Origin of the sequence: Pseudomonas asplenii, assembly GCF_900105475.1 — a bacterium.
In the GTDB taxonomy this organism is placed as follows: Bacteria; Pseudomonadota; Gammaproteobacteria; order Pseudomonadales; family Pseudomonadaceae; genus Aquipseudomonas; species Aquipseudomonas asplenii.
The window spans coordinates 2,238,252-2,262,321 of the sequence record NZ_LT629777.1 but is presented as its reverse complement, the minus strand read 5'-3'; the positions used below and the strand labels follow the sequence as shown (position 1 = coordinate 2,262,321).

At 60.4% G+C, this 24,070-nt stretch carries 18 protein-coding genes, 1 tRNA gene and 2 pseudogenes; 16 read left to right on the top strand and 5 right to left on the bottom strand.

Features of this window, described 5'->3' with window-relative positions:
* Positions 1 to 100 precede the first annotated feature (100 nt).
* The 3 genes from BLU37_RS10255 to BLU37_RS10245 all read left to right on the top strand — a co-directional run bounded on the left by BLU37_RS10255 (position 101) and on the right by BLU37_RS10245 (position 4,233).
* A complete protein-coding gene (locus BLU37_RS10255; RefSeq protein ID WP_010444190.1) occupies positions 101 to 1,372 on the top strand; it encodes a YeaH/YhbH family protein in 1,272 nt (423 codons plus the stop codon).
* A complete protein-coding gene (locus BLU37_RS10250; RefSeq protein WP_010444191.1) occupies positions 1,369 to 2,940 on the top strand; it encodes a SpoVR family protein in 1,572 nt (523 codons plus the stop codon). The genes BLU37_RS10255 and BLU37_RS10250 overlap by 4 nt, the downstream gene beginning before the upstream one ends.
* Positions 2,941 to 3,003: 63 nt before the next feature.
* Positions 3,004 to 4,233, top strand: a complete 1,230-nt coding sequence (locus BLU37_RS10245) for a multifunctional CCA addition/repair protein (RefSeq protein WP_090204574.1) — start codon at positions 3,004 to 3,006, stop codon at positions 4,231 to 4,233.
* 15 nt (positions 4,234 to 4,248) lie between these two features.
* Here the strand turns inward: BLU37_RS10245 and folK are convergent, their stop codons facing one another.
* Both folK and folB read right to left on the bottom strand, forming a co-directional pair.
* Positions 4,249 to 4,773, bottom strand: a complete 525-nt coding sequence (gene folK / locus BLU37_RS10240; protein ID WP_010444193.1) for a 2-amino-4-hydroxy-6-hydroxymethyldihydropteridine diphosphokinase — start codon at positions 4,771 to 4,773, stop codon at positions 4,249 to 4,251.
* Positions 4,764 to 5,117 carry a dihydroneopterin aldolase gene (folB, locus tag BLU37_RS10235; RefSeq protein WP_010444194.1) on the bottom strand — a complete coding sequence of 118 codons (354 nt, stop codon included), beginning with the start codon at positions 5,115 to 5,117 and terminating at the stop codon, positions 4,764 to 4,766. The genes folK and folB overlap by 10 nt, the downstream gene beginning before the upstream one ends.
* 74 nt (positions 5,118 to 5,191) lie before the next feature.
* On the opposite strand from folB, the gene plsY reads away from it, so the two are divergent.
* A complete protein-coding gene (plsY, locus tag BLU37_RS10230) occupies positions 5,192 to 5,761 on the top strand; it encodes a glycerol-3-phosphate 1-O-acyltransferase PlsY (RefSeq protein ID WP_010444195.1) in 570 nt (189 codons plus the stop codon).
* Between the two features lie 42 nt (positions 5,762 to 5,803).
* Here plsY and tsaD read toward each other — a convergent pair whose 3' ends face one another.
* Positions 5,804 to 6,829, bottom strand: coding sequence for a tRNA (adenosine(37)-N6)-threonylcarbamoyltransferase complex transferase subunit TsaD (gene tsaD, locus BLU37_RS10225; protein WP_090204571.1), 1,026 nt, complete (start codon positions 6,827 to 6,829; stop codon positions 5,804 to 5,806).
* Positions 6,830 to 7,025: 196 nt separating this feature from the next.
* Between tsaD and rpsU the strand changes: the two genes are divergently transcribed.
* The 5 genes from rpsU (at position 7,026) to BLU37_RS10200 (ending at position 15,525) form a co-directional block, all read left to right on the top strand.
* Positions 7,026 to 7,241 (top strand): 30S ribosomal protein S21, encoded by a 216-nt coding sequence (rpsU, locus tag BLU37_RS10220; protein WP_002551877.1) that lies wholly within the window; start codon positions 7,026 to 7,028, stop codon positions 7,239 to 7,241.
* Positions 7,242 to 7,674: 433 nt separating this feature from the next.
* Positions 7,675 to 9,660, top strand: a complete 1,986-nt coding sequence (gene dnaG, locus BLU37_RS10215; protein ID WP_090210925.1) for a DNA primase — start codon at positions 7,675 to 7,677, stop codon at positions 9,658 to 9,660.
* A 67-nt stretch (positions 9,661 to 9,727) separates the two neighbouring features.
* Positions 9,728 to 11,575, top strand: coding sequence for an RNA polymerase sigma factor RpoD (gene rpoD, locus BLU37_RS10210; protein ID WP_029530383.1), 1,848 nt, complete (start codon positions 9,728 to 9,730; stop codon positions 11,573 to 11,575).
* A 114-nt stretch (positions 11,576 to 11,689) separates the two neighbouring features.
* The gene (locus tag BLU37_RS10205) at positions 11,690 to 15,433 is read left to right on the top strand and encodes an EAL domain-containing protein (RefSeq protein WP_090204567.1); all 3,744 of its coding nucleotides are present in this window, start codon (positions 11,690 to 11,692) and stop codon (positions 15,431 to 15,433) included.
* A gap of 15 nt (positions 15,434 to 15,448) precedes the next feature.
* A tRNA-Ile gene (locus BLU37_RS10200) sits at positions 15,449 to 15,525 on the top strand.
* Positions 15,526 to 15,599: 74 nt separating this feature from the next.
* Here the strand turns inward: BLU37_RS10200 and BLU37_RS10195 are convergent.
* Positions 15,600 to 15,839 (bottom strand): annotated as a pseudogene (locus BLU37_RS10195) (antitoxin Xre/MbcA/ParS toxin-binding domain-containing protein); the annotation flags it as partial.
* A gap of 95 nt (positions 15,840 to 15,934) precedes the next feature.
* Between BLU37_RS10195 and tnpA the strand changes: the two are divergent.
* The 3 genes from tnpA to tnpC all read left to right on the top strand — a co-directional run bounded on the left by tnpA (position 15,935) and on the right by tnpC (position 18,186).
* Positions 15,935 to 16,255 (top strand): IS66-like element accessory protein TnpA, encoded by a 321-nt coding sequence (gene tnpA, locus BLU37_RS10190; RefSeq protein ID WP_080589852.1) that lies wholly within the window; start codon positions 15,935 to 15,937, stop codon positions 16,253 to 16,255.
* Entirely contained in the window at positions 16,252 to 16,587 is a 336-nt protein-coding gene (gene tnpB, locus BLU37_RS29435; protein WP_157696370.1) for an IS66 family insertion sequence element accessory protein TnpB, read from the top strand. Before tnpA ends, tnpB begins: the two co-directional genes overlap by 4 nt.
* A gap of 63 nt (positions 16,588 to 16,650) precedes the next feature.
* On the top strand, positions 16,651 to 18,186 hold the full coding sequence (tnpC, locus tag BLU37_RS10180; RefSeq protein ID WP_029530957.1) for an IS66 family transposase: 1,536 nt from the start codon (positions 16,651 to 16,653) through the stop codon (positions 18,184 to 18,186).
* Between the two features lie 32 nt (positions 18,187 to 18,218).
* Here tnpC and BLU37_RS10175 read toward each other — a convergent pair.
* Positions 18,219 to 18,446 (bottom strand): annotated as a pseudogene (locus BLU37_RS10175) (6-hydroxy-3-succinoylpyridine hydroxylase); the annotation flags it as partial.
* 1,140 nt (positions 18,447 to 19,586) lie between these two features.
* Here BLU37_RS10175 and BLU37_RS10165 point away from each other — a divergent pair.
* From BLU37_RS10165 to BLU37_RS10150, 4 genes are all read left to right on the top strand, one after another.
* Positions 19,587 to 20,738 (top strand): Fic family protein, encoded by a 1,152-nt coding sequence (locus tag BLU37_RS10165; RefSeq protein ID WP_090204561.1) that lies wholly within the window; start codon positions 19,587 to 19,589, stop codon positions 20,736 to 20,738.
* 31 nt (positions 20,739 to 20,769) lie between these two features.
* Entirely contained in the window at positions 20,770 to 21,228 is a 459-nt protein-coding gene (locus BLU37_RS10160; protein WP_090204557.1) for an Lrp/AsnC family transcriptional regulator, read from the top strand.
* A 309-nt stretch (positions 21,229 to 21,537) separates the two neighbouring features.
* The gene (locus BLU37_RS10155) at positions 21,538 to 23,220 is read left to right on the top strand and encodes a flavin monoamine oxidase family protein (protein WP_090204555.1); all 1,683 of its coding nucleotides are present in this window, start codon (positions 21,538 to 21,540) and stop codon (positions 23,218 to 23,220) included.
* Positions 23,221 to 23,234: 14 nt separating this feature from the next.
* Positions 23,235 to 24,029 (top strand): carbon-nitrogen hydrolase family protein, encoded by a 795-nt coding sequence (locus BLU37_RS10150; protein ID WP_090204552.1) that lies wholly within the window; start codon positions 23,235 to 23,237, stop codon positions 24,027 to 24,029.
* The last annotated feature ends 41 nt before the right edge of the window (positions 24,030 to 24,070 follow it).

Sequence of the window (24,070 nt, the reverse complement as noted above, 5' to 3'; positions counted from 1 at the left end):
TCATACGACGTGTTTACGGTCCGTGCAGCCGACCGCTTGTCCCCGAGTTTCCAGCCCGGCGCTGGAAGCTTGTAACTTGAAGCTGCCCGGAGGGCTCCCCATGAGCTATGTGATCGACCGACGCCTCAATGGCAAGAACAAGAGCACGGTGAACCGCCAGCGCTTCCTGCGGCGTTATCGTGACCACATCAAGAAAGCGGTCGAGGAGGCCGTGAGCCGCCGTTCCATCACCGATATGGAACACGGCGAGCAGATCAGCATTCCCGGTCGCGACATCGACGAACCGGTGCTGCACCATGGGCGCGGCGGCAAGCAGACCGTGGTCCATCCCGGCAACAAGGAGTTCACCAGCGGTGAACACATCCCTCGCCCGCCCGGCGGAGGCGGTGGTCGCGGCCCCGGCAAGGCTGGCAACTCCGGCGAAGGCATGGATGAGTTCGTCTTCCAGATCACCCAGGAAGAATTCCTCGAATTCATGTTCGAGGACCTGGAACTGCCCAACCTGGTCAAGCGCAACCTCACCGGCACCGATACCTACAAGACCGTCCGCGCCGGGATCAGCAACGAGGGCAACCCTTCGCGCATCAACATCATCCGCACCCTGCGCTCGGCCCATGCGCGGCGAATCGCCCTGTCCGGCAGCAGCCGTGCCAAACTCAAGGAGGCCAAGGCCGAACTTGAGCGGTTGAAGCGTGAAGAGCCTGATAACTTCGGCGATATCCAGGAAATCGAGATGGAAATCGAGAAACTCAGCGCACGCATCCATCGCGTGCCGTTTCTCGACACCTTCGACCTCAAGTACAACCTGCTGGTCAAGCAACCCAATCCCAGCTCCAAGGCCGTGATGTTCTGCCTGATGGACGTGTCCGGTTCCATGACCCAGGCAACCAAGGATATCGCCAAGCGCTTCTTCATCCTGCTGTACCTGTTTCTCAAGCGTAACTACGACAAGATCGAAGTGGTGTTCATCCGCCATCACACCAGCGCCCGGGAAGTCGACGAGGAGGAGTTTTTCTACTCACGGGAAACCGGCGGCACCATCGTCTCCAGCGCCCTGAAGCTGATGCAGGAGATCATGGCCGAACGCTACCCAACCAACGAATGGAACATCTACGCCGCCCAGGCTTCGGACGGCGACAACTGGAACGACGACTCGCCGATCTGCCGTGACATCCTGATCAACCAGATCATGCCGTTCGTGCAGTACTACACGTATGTGGAGATTACCCCGCGCGAACATCAGGCCCTGTGGTACGAATACGAACGCATCAGCGAAGCGTTCAGCGATACGTTTGCCCAGCAGCAGCTGGTGTCGGCCGGCGATATCTATCCGGTCTTCCGTGAACTCTTCCAGCGCAGGTTAGTGACATGACCGCCAGAGAGCAGAAACAACCCAAGCGCCAACCCCTGTCCACCGGCTCGGAATGGACTTTCGAGCTGATCCAGGCTTACGACCGCGAAATCGGTCGTATTGCCGAGCGCTATGCGCTGGACACCTACCCCAACCAGATCGAGGTAATCACCGCCGAGCAGATGATGGACGCCTACGCCTCGGTGGGCATGCCGCTGGGCTACCATCACTGGTCCTACGGCAAGCACTTCCTCAGCACCGAAAAGTCCTATAGCCGTGGTCAAATGGGCCTGGCCTACGAAATCGTGATCAACTCCGATCCGTGCATCGCCTATCTGATGGAGGAAAACACCATCTGCATGCAGGCGCTGGTGGTGGCTCATGCCTGTTATGGTCACAACAGCTTCTTCAAGGGCAACTACCTGTTCCGGACCTGGACCGACGCCAGCTCGATCATCGATTACCTGGTCTTCGCCAAGCAGTACATCACCCAATGCGAGGAGCGCCACGGCATCGATGCCGTCGAGGACCTGCTCGACTCCTGCCACGCCCTGATGAACTACGGCGTCGACCGTTACAAACGGCCCTACCCGATTTCTGCGGAAGAGGAACGGCGGCGGCAGAAAGACCGCGAAGAACACCTGCAAAAGCAGATCAACGACCTGTGGCGGACCATTCCCAAGGGCGCGGACAAATACAGCGAGAAGGACAACGCCCGTTTTCCGTCCGAACCGCAGGAAAACATCCTCTATTTCATCGAGAAACACGCACCGCTGCTGGAGCCCTGGCAGCGGGAAATCGTGCGGATCGTGCGCAAGATCGCCCAATACTTCTACCCGCAACGCCAGACCCAGGTCATGAACGAAGGCTGGGCGACGTTCTGGCACTACACCCTGATGAATGACCTCTACGACGAGGGTCTGGTCACCGACGGTTTCATGATGGAGTTCCTCACCTCCCACACCAGTGTGGTCTTCCAACCCGGCTTCGATAGCCCCTACTACAGCGGTATCAACCCTTACGCCCTGGGTTTCGCGATGTATCGGGATATCCGCCGGATGTGTGAAGAACCAACCGAAGAGGATCGTCGCTGGTTCCCCGAACTGGCGGGGAGCGATTGGCTGTCGAGTATCAAGTTCGCCATGAGCAGCTTCAAGGACGAGAGTTTCATCCTGCAGTACCTGTCGCCCAAGGTGATGCGCGATCTGAAGCTGTTCAGCATTCTCGACGACGATCAGCGCGATGACCTGCTGGTGCCTGCCATTCATGATGAAAGCGGCTACCGCACCATCCGCGAAACCCTCGCGGCGCAATACAACCTGGGCAACCGCGAACCCAACGTGCAGATCTGGAGCATCGACCGTCGCGGCGATCGCTCGCTGACCCTGCGTCATCAACAGCACGACCGCAAGCCACTCGGCGAGTCGACCGACGAAGTGCTCAAGCACCTGCACCGACTCTGGGGCTTCGACATCCACCTGGAAACCCTGCAGGGCGACCAGATCATGAAGACCCACCATGTCCCGCCCAGGAGCGAACACAGCGAAAACGAATACGGTCGCCTCGACCTGGCCGTCATTCACCTCTGAGCAACGAGAGTCCTCCGCTGGCGCGACACAAGGGTTATCCTGTCGCGTCAACGGAGGTTTTTCATGCAGATCTATAAAGTCGGCGGCGCGGTTCGCGATCGTCTGTTGGGCCAACCTGTCACCGATATCGACTGGGTGGTGGTCGGCGCAACCAGCGATGACATGCTCGCCAAGGGCTTTCGCCCGGTCGGGGCCGACTTCCCGGTGTTTCTCCACCCCAAAAGTGGCGAGGAATACGCCCTGGCCCGCACCGAGCGCAAGAGCGGGCGCGGCTACGGCGGCTTTACCTTCCACGCCAGCCCCGAAGTCACTCTGGAAGAAGACCTGATCCGCCGCGACCTGACGATCAACGCCATGGCCGAGGACGATCATGGCCGACTGACCGACCCCTACCACGGCCAGCAGGACCTTGAAGCCCGCATATTACGCCATGTTTCCCCGGCATTCGCCGAAGATCCCCTGCGTGTCCTGCGGGTTGCCCGCTTCGCCGCCCGGTATGCCGGCCTGGGCTTCAGCGTGGCACCGCAGACCCTCGCACTGATGCATCAGTTAGCGGACTCAGGCGAACTGGAAGCGCTGACACCGGAGCGCAGTTGGAAGGAAATCTCCCGCGCCCTGATGGAAGAACAACCCCAGGTGTTTATCCAGGTGCTGCGGGACTGTGGCGCATTGGCGGTACTGTTTCCTGAAATCGATGCCCTGTTCGGCGTCCCGCAGCCTGCGGTCCATCACCCGGAGATCGACACGGGCCGGCATACGCTGAGCGTGCTGGAGCAGGCCGCCCGCCATCGACAACCGCTGACTGTGCGCTGGGCCTGCCTGCTGCATGACCTGGGCAAGGGCCTCACTCCCGAGGAAGAATGGCCAAGGCACATCGCACATGAGACCAAGGGCCTGACACTGATCAAGGCCGTCAACGAGCGCTACAAGGTACCCCGCGACTGTCAGGAATTGGCCTTGCTGGTGGGCGAGTATCACACCCACGGCCACCGCGCCCTGGAATTGAAAGCCTCGACCCTGCTGGAGTTGCTGCAGAGCTTCGACGTCTATCGCCGTCCGCAACGCTTCGAGGAGTTTATCGCCGCCTGTGAAATGGATGCCCGGGGACGGCAGGGGCTGGAGGCGCGTGATTATCCACAAGCCGCCTACCTGCGCGGCGCGGCGCAGGCCGCCAAGGCCGTTGCGGTCCAGCCGCTGATTGAAAAGGGCTTCAAGGGACCGGAACTGGGTGAGGCGCTCAGAGGCGAACGCCTGACCGCTCTCAAGGCCTACAAGCAACGCGCGGCGGTCTGACTCAGGTAGCCGTCATCACGCAGACAGCCATTGTGAAGGGGTCAATGGCTGTCCACGCCACTCGAATGCCACCGGCGCCAGCACCTGATCGATCTGCGCTTCGTCCCACAGGGTCGCAAAGCTCTTCTCGACTTCGGGATGCAGTTTGTCCGGGGCGATCAGCGACAATGGCCACAAGACGAACGCATTTTTCAGGATTTCCGCGCGAGGCAAGATCAATCCGTCGAAATTGCCCACCTGTTCGCCATACAACAAAACGTCGATGTCCAGCGGCAACCCCTTGCGATCGGGGGCATAACGGCCGTTATCGGCCTCGATGCACTTCAACCGACGATCCAGTTCCAGCAGGGGCAGATCGGTCGATGCCGACACCACCAGATTGAAGAATGGCCCGCTCTTGATCCCCACCGGCTGGCTCTCGAACACCGCCGAGCAGCGCATATCCGAGAGAAAACCGGCCAGGGCATCCAGACCGGCGCACAAATGGGTTTCGCGCTCGATATTACTGCCGAGCCCTAGATAAACCTGAGTTAGCGACATCCGCGCTCGATCTCCACGCCCACGCCCCTGGCGGCCGCAACCGCCCCCGGCTTGGTCAACTTGAGGTGCAGCCAGGGAATCTGGAACTCACTCATGAGCACTTCGGCCAGACGCTCGGCAAAGGTTTCCACCAACTGGAACTGCGACTGCTCGGCAAAGGTCTGGATACGCGTCGAAACGCTGGCGTAGTCGAGCGCCAGGGTCAGGTCATCCCCTGCGGCAGCCGGACGGTTGTCCCAGGCGAAGCTGAGGTCAAGACGCAGGCATTGCCTGATGCCGCGCTCCCAGTCGTAGGCCCCGATCACCGTGTCGACTTCCAGGCCCTCGATAAACACTCTGTCCAAGCACTCTTCTCCGCAGCACGACAAGGGCGCAATGCGCCGTTAGAATCAGGGCGTCCTCGCCCGGAATAGTTAGCATGTTTTGGTTACTGGCGATCCTCGCCTACCTGCTCGGCTCTCTGTCCTTCGCCATTTTGCTCAGCCGCCTGACCGGAACCCCCGATCCGCGAATGAGTGGCTCGGGCAATGCCGGCGCCACCAACATGCTGCGCCTGGCCGGCAAGAAGCTGGCGATCCTGACCCTGCTCGGCGACCTGTTCAAAGGCCTGCTGCCGGTGCTGATCGCCGGACTCGCCGGACTGGCGCTGCAACAACAGGCCTGGATCGGCGTCTGCGCCGTCCTCGGCCATCTGTTTCCCCTGTACTTCCGCTTTCGCGGCGGCAAGGGCGTCGCGACAGCCGCCGGCATGCTACTGGGGCTTTACCCACCTGCAGCCCTGCTGGCCATCACCACCTGGATCCTGACCTTCTACCTCACCCGCACCAGCTCGCTGGCCGCACTGATCGCCACACCCTTGACCCTGCCGCTGCTGGCCTGGCAGGAACCGGCGGCACTGCTGCCGATGAGCGTACTGACCGGGCTGATCGTATGGCGCCACCGCGGCAATCTACGCGACCTCTTTGCCGGTCGCGAACGGCATTTCTGACGCTGTACGTGAAAACCGTTCCAACCGTCGATGGGCAACCGCTCAAAGCGGCGGCAACTGCTCCATCGGCCAGCGCGCCTGCACGCTGATCGCCAGGCTCTCCTGTTGTCCCGCCTGCAGGCGCTGGCAACCGGCAAAAGCGATCATCGCGCCGTTATCGGTGCAGAACCTGGGACGCGCATAGAACACCTCGCCCTTCAGGTCGCCGAGCATCTTCTCCAGCGACGAGCGCAAGGCCTTGTTCGCACTGACACCGCCGGCAATCACCAGACGCTTCATACCGGTCTGCTTCAGCGCGCGCTTGCATTTGAAGGTCAGAGTCTCCACCACCGCCTGCTGGAAGGCCAGCGAGATGTCGCAACGGGTTTGCTCGCCGTCGTCCCCAGCGCTGACACACTGCTGCCAGGTATTGAGCGCAAAGGTTTTCAGACCACTGAAGCTGAACTCCAACCCGGGGCGATCACACATCGGCCGAGGGAACACAAAACGCCCAGGGACGCCCTGCTCGGCCAGCCGGGCAATTTCCGGGCCGCCCGGGTAGTTCAGGCCGATCAGCTTCGCGGTCTTGTCGAACGCTTCGCCGGCGGCATCGTCCAGGCTTTCGCCCAGCACGCTGTACTTGCCGATACCCTCGACCTGCACCAGTTGCGTGTGCCCGCCCGAGACCAGCAAGGCGACGAACGGAAACTGCGGAGGCTGCTCTTCGAGCATCGGTGCCAGCAGATGACCTTCCATATGGTGCACGCCCAGCGCCGGAATATCCCAGGCAAAGGCCAGCGCCTGAGCGCACGATGCGCCGACCAGCAAGGCGCCGACCAGGCCCGGGCCTGCGGTGTAGGCAATCGCATCGATCTCGGTCGCGGTGCAGTCGGCCTCGGCCAGCACCTGGCGGATCAATGGCAGCATGCGCTTGACGTGATCGCGCGAAGCCAGCTCCGGCACCACGCCGCCATAGGCCCGGTGCAGGTCGATCTGACTGAACAACGCATCAGCCAGCAGCCCGCGTTCACTGTCGTACAATGCGACGCCGGTCTCGTCGCAGGAGGTTTCTAATCCCAGTACTAGCATGGGTTTGCGCCCTGAGGCTGAATTCGAAGGCGCGCATGATAGTCGCCCCTCCCAGGCCCCGACCAGCGGTTTTCGATCAGAGGCTTTGCATTCCGCGTCCCGAGGGGTTAACATCCGCAACCCTTAAAAACCGATGATCTCCAGTGCGCTTTTGCCTGAGGACATCGACCCCGGTAATGAATGAAGGTAGCTCTGGATGCCAGCCGTCAAAGTTAAAGAGAACGAACCCTTCGACGTAGCTCTGCGTCGTTTCAAGCGCTCCTGCGAAAAAGCCGGTGTTCTGGCTGAGGTTCGTAGCCGCGAATTTTACGAGAAGCCAACTTCCGAGCGTAAGCGCAAAGCAGCTGCTGCTGTTAAGCGTCACGCCAAGAAAGTTCAGCGCGAACAGCGCCGCGCCGTTCGTCTGTACTAATACACAGACGTTCGTTGCAAGCTTCTGCCAAGCCCGGCCCTCAGCCGGGCTAATGGCATTTGCGGATAACGCTTGATGCTTCACCGTCAAAGCCGCTGATGTGGCCTCGACAAACCCGCTTCACCACGTCAGAACTGGCTTATAGCCAGCGGTGCACGTCTTTACTGACGAGCCTACCAAGGCTACCGACGAGCACACCCTTTCCAGCTTGCGGGCAATTCCGTGGTCGCCTTGACCTCCAACGGACCCGACAGCACATTGTACAAATCGAAACCTGAAAGGCCGTACGATTCAAGGTCAGTCAGTTTTGACAGATACACTTCCCGACGATGATTGAGCAGACGACGAACGGTCGCGCAGTGAACTGACCTGCATGCCCACGTCGACAGGCCCATTCGGGATTTCCTTGCAGCGCAGTGACGACGAGAACGCCATGGCCGGGCTGATACCCCAGAGCTTCATTGACGACCTGCTGAACCGTACCGACATCGTCGACGTGGTCAGCTCGCGCGTGCAGATGAAAAAGGCCGGCAAGAACTACACCGCCTGTTGCCCGTTCCACAAGGAAAAGACCCCCTCCTTCAGCGTCAGCCCGGACAAGCAGTTCTACTACTGCTTTGGCTGCGGCGCAGGGGGTAACGCCCTCGGCTTCATCATGGACCACGACAACCTGGACTTTCCCCAGGCCATCGAGGAACTGGCGAAAGCCGCCGGCATGGAAATCCCCCGCGAGGAAAGAGACAACGGCCGTGGGCGCAAGCCCCGCCAGCCGACCGACTCGCCGCTCTATCCGCTGCTGACCGCCGCCGCCGACTTCTACCGCCAGGCGCTCAAGAGCCACCCGGCCCGCAAGGCCGCCGTGGACTACCTCAAGGGCCGCGGCCTGACGGGCGAAATCGCCCGCGACTTCGGTCTGGGCTTCGCCCCACCGGGTTGGGACAACCTGTTCAAGCACCTGTCCAGCGATACCCTGCAACAGAAAGCGATGATCGACGCCGGCCTGTTGATCGAGAACGCCGAAACCGGCAAACGCTACGACCGCTTCCGCGATCGCGTGATGTTCCCCATCCGCGACACTCGCGGTCGTATCATCGCCTTCGGCGGCCGAGTACTCGGCGACGACAAGCCCAAGTACCTGAACTCGCCGGAAACCCCGGTATTCCACAAGGGCCAGGAACTCTACGGCCTGTTCGAAGCACGCAAGAACAACCGCAACCTCGACGAAATCATCGTCGTCGAGGGCTACATGGACGTCATCGCGCTGGCCCAGCAAGGCCTGCGCAACGCCGTCGCGACCCTGGGCACCGCGACCAGCGAAGAGCACATGAAACGCCTGTTCCGGGTGGTGCCCAACGTGCTGTTCTGCTTCGACGGCGACCAGGCCGGTCGCAACGCCGCCTGGCGCGCCCTGGAGGCGACCCTGAGCAGCCTGCAGGACGGCCGCCGGGCGCGCTTTCTGTTCCTGCCGGAAGGCGAAGACCCCGATACCCTGATCCGCGCGGAAGGCACCGACGCCTTCCGCGCCCGAATCAACCAGCATGCTCAACCGCTGGCCGATTATTTCTTCCAGCAATTGACGCAAGAGGCCGACCCGCGCTCACTGGAAGGCAAGGCCCACATGGCCACGCTCGCCGCGCCGCTGATCGACAAGGTGCCGGGGGCCAACCTGCGCACCCTGATGCGCCAGCGACTGACCGAAATCACCGGCCTGAGCAACGAAACCGTCAACCAGCTGGCTCAAAGCGCTCCGACGCAGATGCCACCGAGTTACGAACCGGCTATCGACTACGGTTTCACCCCGGACTACGCGGGCCATTCGGACTACTCCGATTACCATCAGCCGCAGGAAAGCTACGCGCCCCAGCAGGAATGGACACCGAAGAAACCCGGGGCCGGCGGCAAGAAATGGGACAAGAAACCCTGGGACAAGAATGGCAAACGAGGTGGCGATCGCGACCAGCCACGTGCCCCGAGAGTGCCGGCGCCCGTCGAACCTCCTATACAAGCTGCGGTGCGGACCTTGATCCACCACCCGCAACTGGCCGGCAAGGTCGAGACGGCGGGTCACTTCGCCGATGAAGACAACAGCACGACCCAGTTACTGGTGGCCTTGCTTGAGGCCGCACAGAAGAATCCTAAGCTAAGCTCAATTCAGATGCTTTCTCGTTGGCACGGCACCGAACAGGGCCGATTGCTGACCCGCCTGGCGGAAAAGGAATGGCTGATTGACGGAGAAAACCTTGAACAACAGTTTTTCGACACCATAACTAGCTTGTCAGCCCGCCAGCGCGAGCGAAAGCTGGAAACACTTATCAGGAAATCGCGACAGAGCGACTTGAGCAGCGAGGAAAAATCCCTGCTGCTCGAATTGCTCAAACGCGATATTCCTGCATCAAACCCGACCTCAACTGGCGCGTGAGGTCATAGCTCAGGTATAATCCTCGGCTTGTTTTTTGCCCGCCAAGACCTTCAGTGGATAGGGTGTTATGTCCGGAAAAGCGCAACAGCAGTCTCGCCTCAAAGAGTTGATCAGCCGTGGTCGTGAGCAGGGTTACCTGACTTACGCGGAGGTCAACGACCACCTGCCGGAGGATATTTCAGATCCGGAACAGGTGGAAGACATCATCCGCATGATCAACGACATGGGGATCAACGTATTCGAGAGTGCTCCGGATGCGGATGCCCTTTTGTTGGCCGAAGCCGATACCGACGAAGCCGCTGCCGAAGAAGCAGCTGCAGCGCTCGCGGCTGTGGAAACCGACATCGGTCGCACTACCGACCCGGTGCGCATGTACATGCGCGAAATGGGCACGGTAGAGCTGCTCACACGTGAAGGCGAAATTGAAATCGCCAAGCGTATCGAAGAGGGCATCCGTGAAGTGATGGGCGCAATCGCGCACTTCCCTGGCACGGTTGACTACATCCTCGACGAATACAATCGCGTCACCAGCGAAGGTGGCCGTCTGTCCGACGTTCTCAGCGGTTACATCGATCCGGACGACGGCATCGCGCTGCCTGCCGCCGAAGTACCGCCACCGGTCGATGCCAAGACCGGCAAGGAAAACGCCACCGATGACGAGGACGAAGAGTCCGACAGCGACGACGAGGACGAGGTCGAAAGCGGCCCGGACCCTATCGTTGCCGCACAGCGTTTCGGTGCCGTCGCCGATCAGCTGGAAATCGCTCGCAAGGCGCTGAAAAAGCACGGTCGCGGCAACAAGGCGACCATCGCCGAGCTGCTGCTCCTGGCCGAGCTGTTCATGCCGATCAAGCTGGTTCCCAAGCAGTTCGAAGTCCTGGTCGAGCGTGTTCGCAGTGCTCTGGAGCGTCTGCGTCAGCAAGAACGCGCCATCATGCAACTGTGCGTGCGTGATGCCCGCATGCCGCGTGCCGATTTCCTGCGCCAGTTCCCAGGCAACGAAATCGACGAAAGCTGGACCGACGCCCTGGCCAAAGGCAAGAGCAAATACGCCGAAGCCATCGGCCGTCTGCAGCCGGACATCATCCGTTGCCAGCAGAAGCTGACCGCACTCGAGGCCGAAACCGGCCTGACGATTGCCGAGATCAAGGACATCAACCGTCGCATGTCGATCGGTGAGGCCAAGGCCCGCCGCGCGAAGAAAGAGATGGTTGAAGCCAACTTGCGTCTGGTGATCTCCATCGCCAAGAAGTACACCAACCGTGGCCTGCAATTCCTCGACCTGATCCAGGAAGGCAACATCGGTCTGATGAAAGCGGTGGACAAGTTCGAATACCGTCGCGGCTACAAGTTCTCGACCTATGCCACCTGGTGGATCCGTCAGGCGATCACTCGCTCGATCGCCGACCAGGCCCGCACCATCCGTATTCCGGTGCACATGATCGAGACCATCAACAAGCTCAACCGCATTTCCCGGCAGATGCTGCAGGAAATGGGTCGTGAACCGACGCCGGAAGAGCTGGGCGAACGCATGGAAATGCCTGAGGACAAGATCCGCAAGGTATTGAAGATCGCCAAAGAGCCGATCTCCATGGAAACGCCGATCGGTGATGACGAAGACTCTCATCTGGGTGACTTCATCGAAGACTCGACCATGCAGTCGCCTATCGATGTCGCCACCGTAGAGAGCCTCAAGGAAGCTACCCGCGAAGTGCTGTCCGGCCTCACTGCCCGTGAAGCCAAGGTACTGCGGATGCGTTTCGGTATCGACATGAATACCGACCACACCCTCGAAGAAGTCGGCAAGCAGTTCGACGTGACCCGCGAGCGGATTCGTCAGATCGAAGCCAAGGCGTTGCGCAAGCTGCGTCACCCGACGCGAAGCGAGCATCTGCGCTCCTTCCTCGACGAGTGATAAACAAAACCCCCGGCCTGCCGGGGGTTTTGCTTTTTAGCGCAGCACAAAAGCCTCCCCTCCCCCACAGCCCGTCTACACTCGAATCAATCCCCGTGCCATAACGAGACCGTTATGCCCAGACTGCCAGCCCTGCTCATGCTGACGCTGCTTAACTGGACCGCAACGGCTGGCGCGTTAAGTCTCACCGATGAAGAACGTAGCTGGCTCGCGGCCCATCCGAACCTGCGCCTGGGCATCGACTCTTCCTGGCCGCCATTCGAGTTTCGCGACGAAGACGGGCGCCATCAGGGGTTGTCCGCCGACTACATGGCGCTGGTGGAAAAACGCCTGGGCATCCAGCTCACCCCCGCCGAGCCGATGAGTTGGGGCGACGTGCTGCGACAGGCGCGCGACAACCAGCTCGACCTGTTGCCCAGCGTGATGTCCACGCCCGAGCGTCTGGCCTATCTGGCCTTCACCCGGCCTTACCTGGACTTTCCAATCGTCATCCTGGCTCATGAAGGCGGTGCCAAGCCGCGCAACATGAAGGAGCTATATGGCCGGAAAGTCGCCGTGGTCGAAAACTACGCCTCCCACGAGCTGTTGCGCACGCATCATCCGGACCTGAACCTGGTTGTCCTGCCCAACGTCAGTTCGACCCTTCAGGCCCTGGCCACCGACGAAGTCGATGCGGTGGTCGGCGATCTTGCGTCCATGGTCTGGAGCCAGCGCGAACTCAAGCTCGATGGCTTGTATGTCAGCGGCGAAACGCCCTATCGCTACCAACTGGCAATGGGCGTACCGCCGGAACAGAAGATTCTGGTGGGCATTCTCGACAAGGTCATGGCCGACATGAGCCCCGCCGAAGTCGACGCCATCCAGAAGCACTGGGTCGGTAACGTGCTGACCGCCCCCTCGTATTGGGCCGATATCCTCAGCTACGGCCTGCCGGGCTTACTGTTGCTGGTCAGCGTGCTGGCGGTAGTGATCCGCATCAACCGGCGCCTGAGTTCGGAAATATCCCGAAGAGTGGCCCTCGAACGGGAACTGCGCAGCAGCGAGTACCACTACCGCGGCCTGGTGGAGAGCCTGTCGGCGATCGCCTGGGAAGCGCGGATGAGCGATTACAGCTACATTTATGTTTCGCCCCACGCCGAAGCCCTGCTCGGTTACCCATTGTCCCACTGGTTGACACCGGGCTTCTGGAGCAGCATCACCCACCCCGCCGACCTGACCCGCGCCCACGCCTTCTTCGACCATGAAGTCCTGGCCGGCCGAGACCACAGCCTCGATTACCGGGTCATCACCGCAGACGGCCAAGTCCTCTGGGTCCGCGATATCGTCAGCCTGATCGAACAGGGTGAGGAACGGCTCATACGCGGCCTGATGATCGACATCAGTGAAACCAAGCGCACCGAAGAAGCGTTGCGCCTGTCGGAACAGAAATTTGCCTCGGTATTCCAGCAATGCCCGGACATTCTGGTGATCGCCCGCCTTTGCGATGGCAGCCTGCTGGAAGTCAACGAAGCCTTCGAGAAACAGATCGGCCTGAGTGCCGCCCAGGTCGTCGGACGCACGGCCACCGAACTCAATATCTGGGGCCTCGAAGGGGTTGGCCCAGGACTCCTGCAACGCCTGCAGAATGGCAATATCCGCAATCTGGAAATGCCGCTACGCCGCAGCAACGGACAACTGTTCACCGGCCTGATTTCTGCCGAGGCTTTCGAACTCGACACCACCCCCGCGCTGGTGGTCGTGGTCCGTGATATCAGCCAACTCAAGGAAACCCAGCAGCAACTGGAAACCTCGGAAGAGAAATTCGCCAAGGCCTTCCATGCCTCCCCGGACGGCATGCTACTGAGCCGTCAACGCGACGGCCTGCTGCTGGAGATCAACGAGGGCTTCAGCCGCATTACCGGCTACAACAGCGCCAGCTCGCTGGATCACTCCACGCTGGACCTCGGCCTGTGGGTCAATCTCGACGAACGCAAGCACATGCTCAACGTGCTGCAGCGCGACGGTTTCGTCCGCGATTTAATGTGCCATATTCGCCGCAGCGATGGGCAGGTCCGTCTCTGTGAAGTTTCCAGCCGGCCACTGCCCATCGGCGGCGAAGACTGCATGCTGACCATCGCCCGGGACATTACCGAACGCCACCTGATGCAGGAAAAACTGCAACAGGCCGCCACGGTCTTCGAAAGTACCGCCGAAGGCGTGCTGATCACCGACACCCAGCAGCGCATCAGCGCGGTCAATCGGGCCTTTACTGAAATCACCGGCTACAGCGAAACCGAGGCGCTGGGCAATACGCCGCGCCTGCTCGCCTCGGGCCAGCACGATAGCGCCTTCTACATTGCCATGTGGTACCAGTTGAGCGCCGAAGGCCACTGGCAGGGCGAGATCTGCAACCGGCGCAAGAACGGCGAACTCTACCCCAGTTGGCTGACCATCAGCGCCGTACGCAACCGCGACAAGGTCATCACCCACTTCGTCGCCGTGTTTGCCGACATCTCCAGCCTCAAGCATGCCCAGGCCCGGCTCGACTACCAGGCCCACCACGACCCGCTGACCGGCCTGCCCAACCGCACGCTGTTCGAAAGTCGGCTACAGGCCGCGCTGGATAGCCAACCGGAGAATGGCGGCCAGGGCGCGGTGCTGTTTCTCGACCTGGATCGCTTCAAACATATCAACGACAGCCTCGGTCACCCGGTCGGCGACCTGCTGCTCAAGGGCATTGCCCAGCGTCTCAAGGAACAGTTGCGGGATATCGATACCGTGGCCCGTCTGGGCGGCGACGAGTTCATCATCCTGCTGCCCGGGCTGCACCAACCCAGCGACGCCGAGCACCTGGCCAACAAGCTGCTGGACTGCTTCAGCGCGCCCTTCCAGGCCGGCGAACACGAGTTCTTCATCAGCGCCAGTATCGGCAGCAGCCTTTACCCCAGGGACGGCAACGACGTCGCTACCCTGGTCAAGAACGCCGACGCTGCGATGTACCGTTCCAAGGCCAAGGGCCGCAACCGGGTCGAAAGCTACACCCGCGACCTCACCGCCCAGGCCAGCGAGCGAGTGGCGCTGGAACACGAACTGCGCCGCGCCATCGAGCGCCAGGAACTGCAACTCTATTACCAACCCAAGATCAGTCTCGAAACCGGCAGCCTGCTGGGCGCCGAGGCACTGATCCGCTGGCGCAATCCAACCTTTGGCGACGTACCGCCCGAACACTTCATACCGCTGGCGGAAGACAACGGCATGATCCTTCAGCTCGGCGACTGGGTACTGGAACGAGCCTGTCGCCAGATGCAGCGCTGGACCGCCCGTTACGGCGACTTCGGCGCACTCTCGGTCAACCTCGCCGGCGCGCAATTGCGCCAACCGAACCTGCTGGCGCGCATCGAACAATTGCTGAGGGACAACCACCTGCGCCCCGAGCGCCTGCAACTGGAAATCACCGAAAACTTCATCATGAGCCAGACCGAAGAAGCCCTGGAGGTGCTGCACCAACTCAAGCGCCTGGGCGTGCAACTGGCCATCGACGACTTCGGCACCGGCTACTCATCGCTGAGCTACCTCAAGCGCCTGCCGCTGGATGTACTCAAGATCGACCAGTCCTTTGTCCGCGGCCTGCCGGACGATCCTCACGACGTCGCCATCGTCCGCGCCATCATCGCCCTGGGCCGCAGCATGCAATTCACCGTGATCGCCGAGGGTGTGGAGAGCCTGGCGCAGCAGGAATTCCTGGCGGCCGAAGGCTGCGAACAGATCCAGGGCTACATCGTCAGCCTGCCGCTGGCGGCCGACGAATTTGCCGCGACCTTCCTTCATATGACGCTTTCGGAGTTTTCGGATAGCACAGGAGAGAAACCATCGTTATAATCCGCGGCCAACTGAGGGCCTATAGCTCAGTCGGTTAGAGCAGAGGACTCATAATCCTTTGGTCCACGGTTCGAGTCCGTGTGGGCCCACCAACTTCAAAGCCGCGCATTGCGCGGCTTTTGCGTTTCTGGTTTGCATGTTTTGACAGACTGACGATGACCCAGCTCTATTCAGGCGTTCTCTCCAAAAACGCCGGTAATCCCACGGTCAATGTCTGCCCACCGCCAGGTGCGTGTTGCACAATCCAATTCCGAATGTATGCCAACACCTGATTAGCACCTTCGACTGTTTCTGCCAGCTCTATCGGACGCTCCCCATCCAGGTACTGGTTGGGTTGCTCCATCCATTTGAACACTGCGGCCTTACTACCACGTACGGAAATTGCCAGCGCCAGAATCTCCGTAAGCGTACGGCGAACTCACCTTCCGAACTCCAGCATTAAGGGCGATGGTGTCCGCGTATTTTTAAGCGGACGCAATCACCCTTATCGCCAGGATTTTCATGCGCCAACGAAGCTCTTATCCGAAACCGTTCAAAGCCCAGGTCGTTCAGGAATGCCTGCAACCAGGGGCAACCGTGTCGAGTGTTGCCATCAGCCACGGCATCAATGCCAATGTCATCCGCAAATGGATGCCGCTCTATCGAGACCAGCCTGCAGCGACTTCACTACCGGCATTCGTTCCGCTAAAAGCCGCACCTAAACGGCCAGCCGAAGCGTCAGTGATCATCGAGTTGCCCATGGCCGGCCAAGTGATCACAGTGAAATGGCCAACCTCAGATCCCGAGGGCTGCGCGCAATTTATACGGGCTGTGGCCCAATGATCCGCATCAATGCGATCTGGCTGGCCACCGAGCCGATGGATATGCGCGCCGGTACCGAAACCGCATTAGCCCGGGTGATAGCGGTGTTCGGTGCGGCGAAGCCGCACTGCGCTTATCTGTTCACCAATCGCCGGGCTAACCGGATGAAGGTGCTGGTGCATGATGGTGTGGGCGTCTGGCTTGCCGCGCGGCGCCTGAATCAAGGCAAGTTTCACTGGCCCGGCATTCGCCACGGCTGCGAGGTCGAACTCGACAGCGAACAACTCCAGGCGTTGGTACTGGGTTTGCCGTGGCAGCGAGTCGGCGCGGGTGGCGTGATCAGCATGCTGTAATCGCCGGCCATTTGACCGGTCTGCTTATCGTCGTTTCGGGCCTGCTCTGGCACAATCGGTGGCATGACTTTCTCGCCCAACCTCGACCAGATGACCCCGGAACAGCTTCGTGCCTTGGCGGCACAGGCGTTGCAGTTGCAGTCCCAAGTCGAGGCGATGAGCAGAAAGATCCAGAACGATGAAACCATCATCGAGCAGCTCACTTACGAAATTGCCCTGCTCAAACGCCACAAGTTTGCCAAGCGCAGCGAGCAAATCAGTCCGGCGCAAGGCAGCTTGCTGGATGACCTGCTCGATACAGACCTTGAAGCTATCGAGGCAGAGCTGAAACAGCTCCTCCCAGCTTCGTCACAGGCCGAGCCACGGCAATCCCCCAAACGTGCGCCATTGCCACCGCAGTTTCCACGCACGGTGATTCGTCACGAACCGGAAAACACTCAGTGCGCTTGTGGCTGCCAACTTCAACGCATCGGCGAAGACGTTAGCGAGAAGCTGGATTACACGCCAGGCGTGTTTACCGTCGAGCAGCATGTACGTGGTAAATGGGCCTGCCGTCAGTGCGAAACACTGATCCAAGCGCCGGTGCCAGCGCAGGTTATCGACAAAGGTATCCCGACCGCAGGCTTGCTGGCCCACGTAATGGTGGCCAAGTTTGCCGATCACTTGCCGCTGTACCGGCAGGAGAAAATTTTTGGCCGCGCCGGGCTGGCAATCGCTCGCTCGACCTTGGCCCAGTGGGTCGGACAAACCGGTGTGCGGCTCCAGCCGCTTGTCGATGCACTGCGTGAAGCCGTGCTGAACCAAGGTGTGATTCACGCTGATGAAACACCGGTGCAAATGCTTGCGCCGGGTGAGAAGAAAACCCACCGAGCCTATGTCTGGGCCTACAGCACGACGCCGTTTTCGGCGCTCAAAGCTGTGGTTTACGATTTCAGCCCAAGCCGTGCAGGCGAACATGCGCGCAACTTCCTGGGCGACTGGAACGGCAAGTTGGTCTGCGATGACTTCGCTGGCTACAAAGCAGGTTTTGAGCAAGGCATCACTGAAATCGGCTGCATGGCCCACGCCCGTCGCAAGTTTTTCGACCTGCATGTTGCGAACAAAAGTCAGTTGGCCGAACAAGCGCTGCACTCGATCAGCGGCTTGTACGAAGTCGAGCGCCAAGCGCGGGACATGAGTGATGAAGATCGTTGGCGAATACGTCAGGAAATGGCGGTACCGATCTTCAAAAAACTGCATGACTGGATGTTGGCCCAGCGCGACTTGGTGCCCAACGGATCAGCCACGGCCAAAGCCCTCGACTACAGCCTGAAACGCTGGGTAGCGCTGACGCGCTACCTGGACGATGGAGCTGTGCCGATCGATAACAATCAGGTCGAGAACCAGATACGGCCATGGGCACTCGGGCGCTCGAACTGGCTGTTTGCCGGGTCGCTGCGCAGTGGTAAACGGGCGGCTGCAATCATGAGCCTGATCCAGTCGGCACGCATGAATGGGCATGATCCGTATGCCTATCTCAAAGATGTGCTGGCGCGGCTGCCGACACAGCGGGCCAGTGAGATCGGGCAGTTGCTGCCGCATCAGTGGGTGCCTGCCTAACTTACGCAAGGTGAGTTGGGCGGACGCTTACCTATCGGACGCTCCCCATCCAGGTACTGGTTGGGTTGCTCCATCCATTTGAACACTGCGGCCTTACTACCACGTACGGGAATTGCCAGCGCCAGAATCTCCTGCAACAACGCTGGCTGGCCGTACCAGGATTCAGGTTTGATAGTCGGCTTTCGGCCTGGAATCACTCGGGGTAACTGGCAGTCGGCTAGCTCCTGTGCGTTGATGTGCTTTCGCTTCCAGTGAGCAAACAGCCGTAGTAAAAGTTGTATCCGTCAATAATAGATGCGGGTGCGTAGAGACTCTAGAACTGGTTTCCCTTGCATTTCCGTACTCCGGAAACGAAAAAACCGGCTTGCGCCGGCTTTTTTCCCCTCCAACCAGATGGTCAAGCCACACCGGTCATGAGGGTTAGTTGTTGGACTGAGTATTGCGCAATGGTGACCGCGAAGCAAGGCGGTTTGAAGAGGGCAAGTAGCAACAAAACGTAACCCACACGCCAGTAACCGCCGATTTGACTGACAGTTACTGGCACAGTTTTAGACTGACGGCTGCGGCTCACCGGAGGCCAGAAGGGAATCCACCACGGCTCGCGACAACTCAAGCGAGTGCATCACACCGATGAACAGATCCCGATCGATACCATAGAGGCGCGGACCGATCTCGTCGCCATTCAACTCAGCGATTTTGAGCAGATCCGACACATGGGCTAGCGCGACTCTGGCAGTAATGCCCGACTGAACAACAAACAAAGGCTGTTGAGCAGAGCCGGAGGCGGCGGGATCGAAAGCGGTGCTGACGAGGCTATCGAGCAGAAGCGGCGGTGGTGGGTCTGAGTTGATCTGATCAGGCGTTACGCATGACGCTGCGTAAATAATCGCCTTTTTCAGAAAGACTGGATGTGCGGCAAGGTGGCGGATCGGGCGTAATTTTTTTGGTCACGAGTAAAACTCCTTCCGAATTACTGAGAGGAGTTCGCCAGTTTTCTCTTGTCCAGTGAAAGGGGTGGCGAATTGTACGCGGGTGGACAAACCGGGGGATTAGGACCCGGCACACACAAAGTGTCCCGCGCACAGCCCGCCATATCGCGGGCACAACGGCACCGTTCTCACGGCGTTGTGCGATTAATCCTAAATAAGCCACGGGTGTCCAGTCCGCATCGCTGATTTTGCAGCGATAGTCCAACACTAGGCGCCTAAACGGGTGCGATCAACGCAAATACCGTAGGAAAAGCCGCTAAAAAAACGCTCTGATTTCCCAACTAGCCCGCAGAAAAAGAAGCGTCCGTGAATAAGCCACAACTGGACGCTAAGCCGAATAACTCGCACAATCGGCTCACAAAATGAGCCGAATAGCCTTTTTATTCGGCTCACGCATCCGCCGAGACGCTAATGACCAACATTCCCTACTGGATCTGGCAGCAGTCCGACTGGCCCAATTTCAGCTGGCAAGCCGAAGCTCTGGCTCCCGACCTGCTGGCATGCAGTAAGGCCCAGGGGCGCTTGCTCGGCATGGCTCGCGCTATCGACAGAGACAGCAGCGCACAGAACGAACTGGATGCCCTGCTGCAAAACATCATCACCTCCTCGGCTATCGAGGGCGAGCAGTTGAATGCCGGCTCGGTCCGCTCCTCGCTCGCAAGACGCCTGGGGCTGGCTGCGGATCATCAGGTCAGTCCGCGCAGCGAAGGTCTGGCCGAGTTGCTTCTGGATGCGACCCAGCACCACGCACAACCACTGAGCCTGGAACGCCTGCTGCATTGGCACACATTGCTTTTTCCTGCTGACGAAGGTCCTTTGATAGCGCGTATCAGTCTGGGCAAGTTGCGGGGTGACGAGCCGATGCAAGTCGTCTCTGGGCGGCTCGATCGGCCAGTCGTGCACTTCGAGGCGCCACCGCGTAACAAGCTCGACCAGGAATTGCTGACCTTTATCCAGTGGTTCAACATCAGCCAAACGGATAACACACTGCATCCACTCCTACGTGCCGCCATCGCCCACTTCTGGTTTGTGACGCTGCATCCGTTCGATGATGGCAACGGCCGTTTGACCCGCAGCCTCACCGACCTGGCCCTGGCGCAGGCCGAGCAGCAGGCCATCCGCTTTTATGCGATGTCCGCCAGCATCCTCGAAGACCGCAAGGGCTATTACCAGATACTCGAAAGCAGTCAGAAAGGCTCGCTGGATATCACCGCCTGGTTGCAGTGGTTTCTCCAAACCTTGCTACGCAGTCTGGAACAAGCCCAGCATCGGATAGATCGCGTATTGATCAAGACCCGGTATTGGCAGCAGCATCGTCAGCATCAGCTCTCGGCCGAGCAGTTGAAGGTACTGAATCGCTTGCTCGATGGCGGCGAGAAAGGCTTCGCGAACGGGATCAGCGCCGCGCAGTATCAGGCGGTCGCCAAGGTCAGTAAGGCCACGGCAACGCGCCATCTGACCGACTTGCTGGAAAAGGGTTGCCTGATCCGCCTTCCCGGCGGTGGGCGCAGTACTCGCTATCAGATCCCTGGCCTGCACGCCGCGGATCAACTCGACCAATAATGTGAGCACGCCTCACCGACGGAGCAGCACCGTGCCTGACAGCCGTATCACCCTCGACGAAATCGACCGACAACTGATCGCTGCTTTGCAGATCAATGCCCGCGAAAGCGTGGCGATGCTCGCTCGGCAGTTGGGCATCGCCCGCACGACGGTGACCTCGCGGCTGGCACGGCTGGAAAAGGCCAAGGTGATTACCGGTTATGGCGTTCGTCTCGGCCAGCGGGTGGTCGATGGCGGCTTGCAGGCCTATGTCGGGATCACGGTGCAGCCGCGCTCCGGCAAGGATGTGGTGCGCAGGCTCAGCGCCATGGCGCAGATCCAGCAGCTCTGTGCGGTGAGCGGGGAATTCGACTACGTGGCATGGTTGCGCAGTGATTCGCCGGAGCAACTGGATCAGTTGCTCGACCAGATCGGCAGCGTCGAGGGCGTTGAGAAGACCACAACCTCGATCATTCTCAGTAGCAAGGTGGATCGAGGCCAACCGCTCTAATCCGGTTCCTGTTTTTGTTTCTTCCCTGACGCCCACATTCGCGAGCAAGCCCGCTCCCACAAGGGGCCGGCTCAAACCAAAGTCTTGCATACGACATCAACCCTGTGGGAGCAGGCCAGCCCGCGAATGGGTCGACACCCCTGCTACACAATAGCCAATGCTCTCGTCATAAAGCATCGAAGACCAGCAAAACGACGACACTCTGCGTCTTATTTACGTACTCCCCGCTGCCTACAATGGCGTCAGTCTTTTCCTAATTATACTTCTGTCGGGTAACGTTTCCGGCAGGGGTCGCCAGCAAGGTCCGCCATGAACAAGAAGAATCGCCACCCAGTCGACGGTAAAAAACCGGTGACCATTTTCGGCCCCGACTTTCCTTTCGCCTTTGATGACTGGATCGAGCACCCGGCCGGACTGGGCAGTATTCCTGTGGAAAACCATGGCGCCGAAGTCGCCATCGTCGGCGCCGGTATCGCGGGACTGGTAGCCGCCTACGAATTGATGAAGCTGGGCCTCAAGCCAGTGGTATACGAAGCCTCGAAGATGGGCGGCCGCCTGCGCTCCCAGGAGTTCGAAGGCGCCAAGGGCATCATCGCCGAGCTGGGCGGGATGCGCTTTCCGGTCTCGTCCACTGCGTTCTATCACTATGTCGACAAGCTCGGCCTGGAAACCAAACCCTTCCCCAACCCGCTGACCCCAGCCTCCGGCAGCACGGTGATCGACCTCGAAGGGCAAACCCACTACGCGGAAAAGCTCGCCGACCTGCCGGCGTTGTTCCAGGAAGTCGCCGACGCCTGGGCCGATGCCCTGGAGGACGGCTCGCGTTTCGGCGATATCCAGCAGGCCATCCGCGACCGCGATGTACCGCGCCTGAAAGAACTGTGGAACACCCTGGTGCCACTGTGGGACGACCGCACCTTCTATGACTTCGTCGCCACCTCGAAAGCCTTCGCCAAGCTGTCCTTCCATCACCGCGAAGTGTTTGGCCAGGTCGGTTTCGGTACCGGCGGCTGGGACTCGGACTTCCCCAACTCGATGCTGGAAATCTTCCGCGTGGTCATGACCAACTGCGACGATCACCAGCACCTGGTGGTCGGCGGCGTCGTGCAGGTGCCGCTGGGCATCTGGCGCCATGTCCCCGAGCGCTGCGCCCACTGGCCGGCCGGCACCAGCCTCAGTTCACTGCACCACGGCGCACCACGCACCGGGGTGAAACGCATTGCCCGTGCCGCCGACGGGCGCTTCGCCGTGACCGACAACTGGGGCGACACCCGCCACTACGCCGCCGTGCTCACCACCTGCCAGAGCTGGCTGCTGACCACCCAGATCGAGTGCGAGGAATCGCTGTTTTCGCAGAAGATGTGGATGGCCCTCGACCGCACCCGCTACATGCAGTCATCGAAGACCTTCGTCATGGTCGACCGACCGTTCTGGAAGGACAAGGACCCAGAGACCGGTCGCGACCTGATGAGCATGACCCTCACCGATCGCCTGACGCGCGGCACCTACCTGTTCGACAACGGCGACGACAAGCCGGGGGTGATCTGCCTGTCCTACTCGTGGATGAGCGACGCGCTGAAAATGCTCCCGCAGCCTATCGACAAGCGGGTCAAGCTGGCGCTGGACGCACTGAAGAAGATCTACCCGAAAGTGGACATCGCCGCGCGTATCATCGGCGACCCGATCACCGTGTCCTGGGAGGCCGACCCGCATTTCCTCGGTGCCTTCAAGGGTGCGCTGCCCGGCCATTACCGCTACAACCAGCGGATGTACGCACACTTCATGCAGGCCGACATGCCGGCTGAACAGCGCGGTATTTTCATCGCCGGTGACGATGTGTCCTGGACGCCGGCCTGGGTCGAAGGCGCGGTCCAGACCTCGCTCAACGCAGTGTGGGGCATCATGAATCACTTCGGCGGCCACACCCATGCCGAGAACCCAGGTCCGGGCGATGTCTTCGCCGAAATCGGCCCGATCGCCCTGGCCGACTGAATGGAGTCGCACCCATGCGCGTAGCGCTTTACCAATGCCCGCCGCTGCCCCTGGACGTGGCGGGCAACCTGCAACGATTGCAGCACCTGCTGAGCGAAGCCCATGGCGCCGATGTACTGGTGCTGCCGGAAATGTTCCTGACCGGCTACAACATCGGCCTCGAGGCGGTCGCAGCGCTGGCGCAACCCCGCGACGGCGCGGCGGCGCAGCACATCGCGGCGTTGGCCAAGGCCTCGAACATCGCCATCGTCTACGGTTATCCGGAGCGTGCCGAGGATGGCAGCCTCTACAACGCCGTACAGTTGATCGACGCCCAGGGCAACAGCCTGTGCAATTACCGCAAGACCCATCTGTTCGGCGATCTCGATCACTCGATGTTCAGCGCCGGGCCGGACGAGTTCCCGGTGGTCGAACTCAATGGCTGGAAGCTCGGATTGCTGATCTGCTACGACGTGGAGTTCCCGGAAACCACCCGCCGTCTGGCCCTGGCCGGGGCCGAGCTGATCCTGGTGCCCACCGCCAACATGGTGCCGTTCGACTTTGTCGCCGACGTGACCATCCGTGCCCGCGCGTTCGAGAACCAGTGTTACGTGGCCTATGCCAACTACTGCGGTCACGAAGACGACATCCACTATTGCGGCCAGAGCAGCATCGCCGCTCCGGACGGCAGCCGCATCGCCCACGCGGGCCTGGATGAAGCGCTGATCATCGGCACCCTCGATCGCGTCTCGATGCTGAAATCGCGTGCCAGCAACCGCTATCTGCTGGACCGGCGCCCCGCGCTCTACCGCCACCTCGGCCGGGACTGACCCGGCGTTATCCGCTAGCATGGGCGCTTCTCTGAAACGGA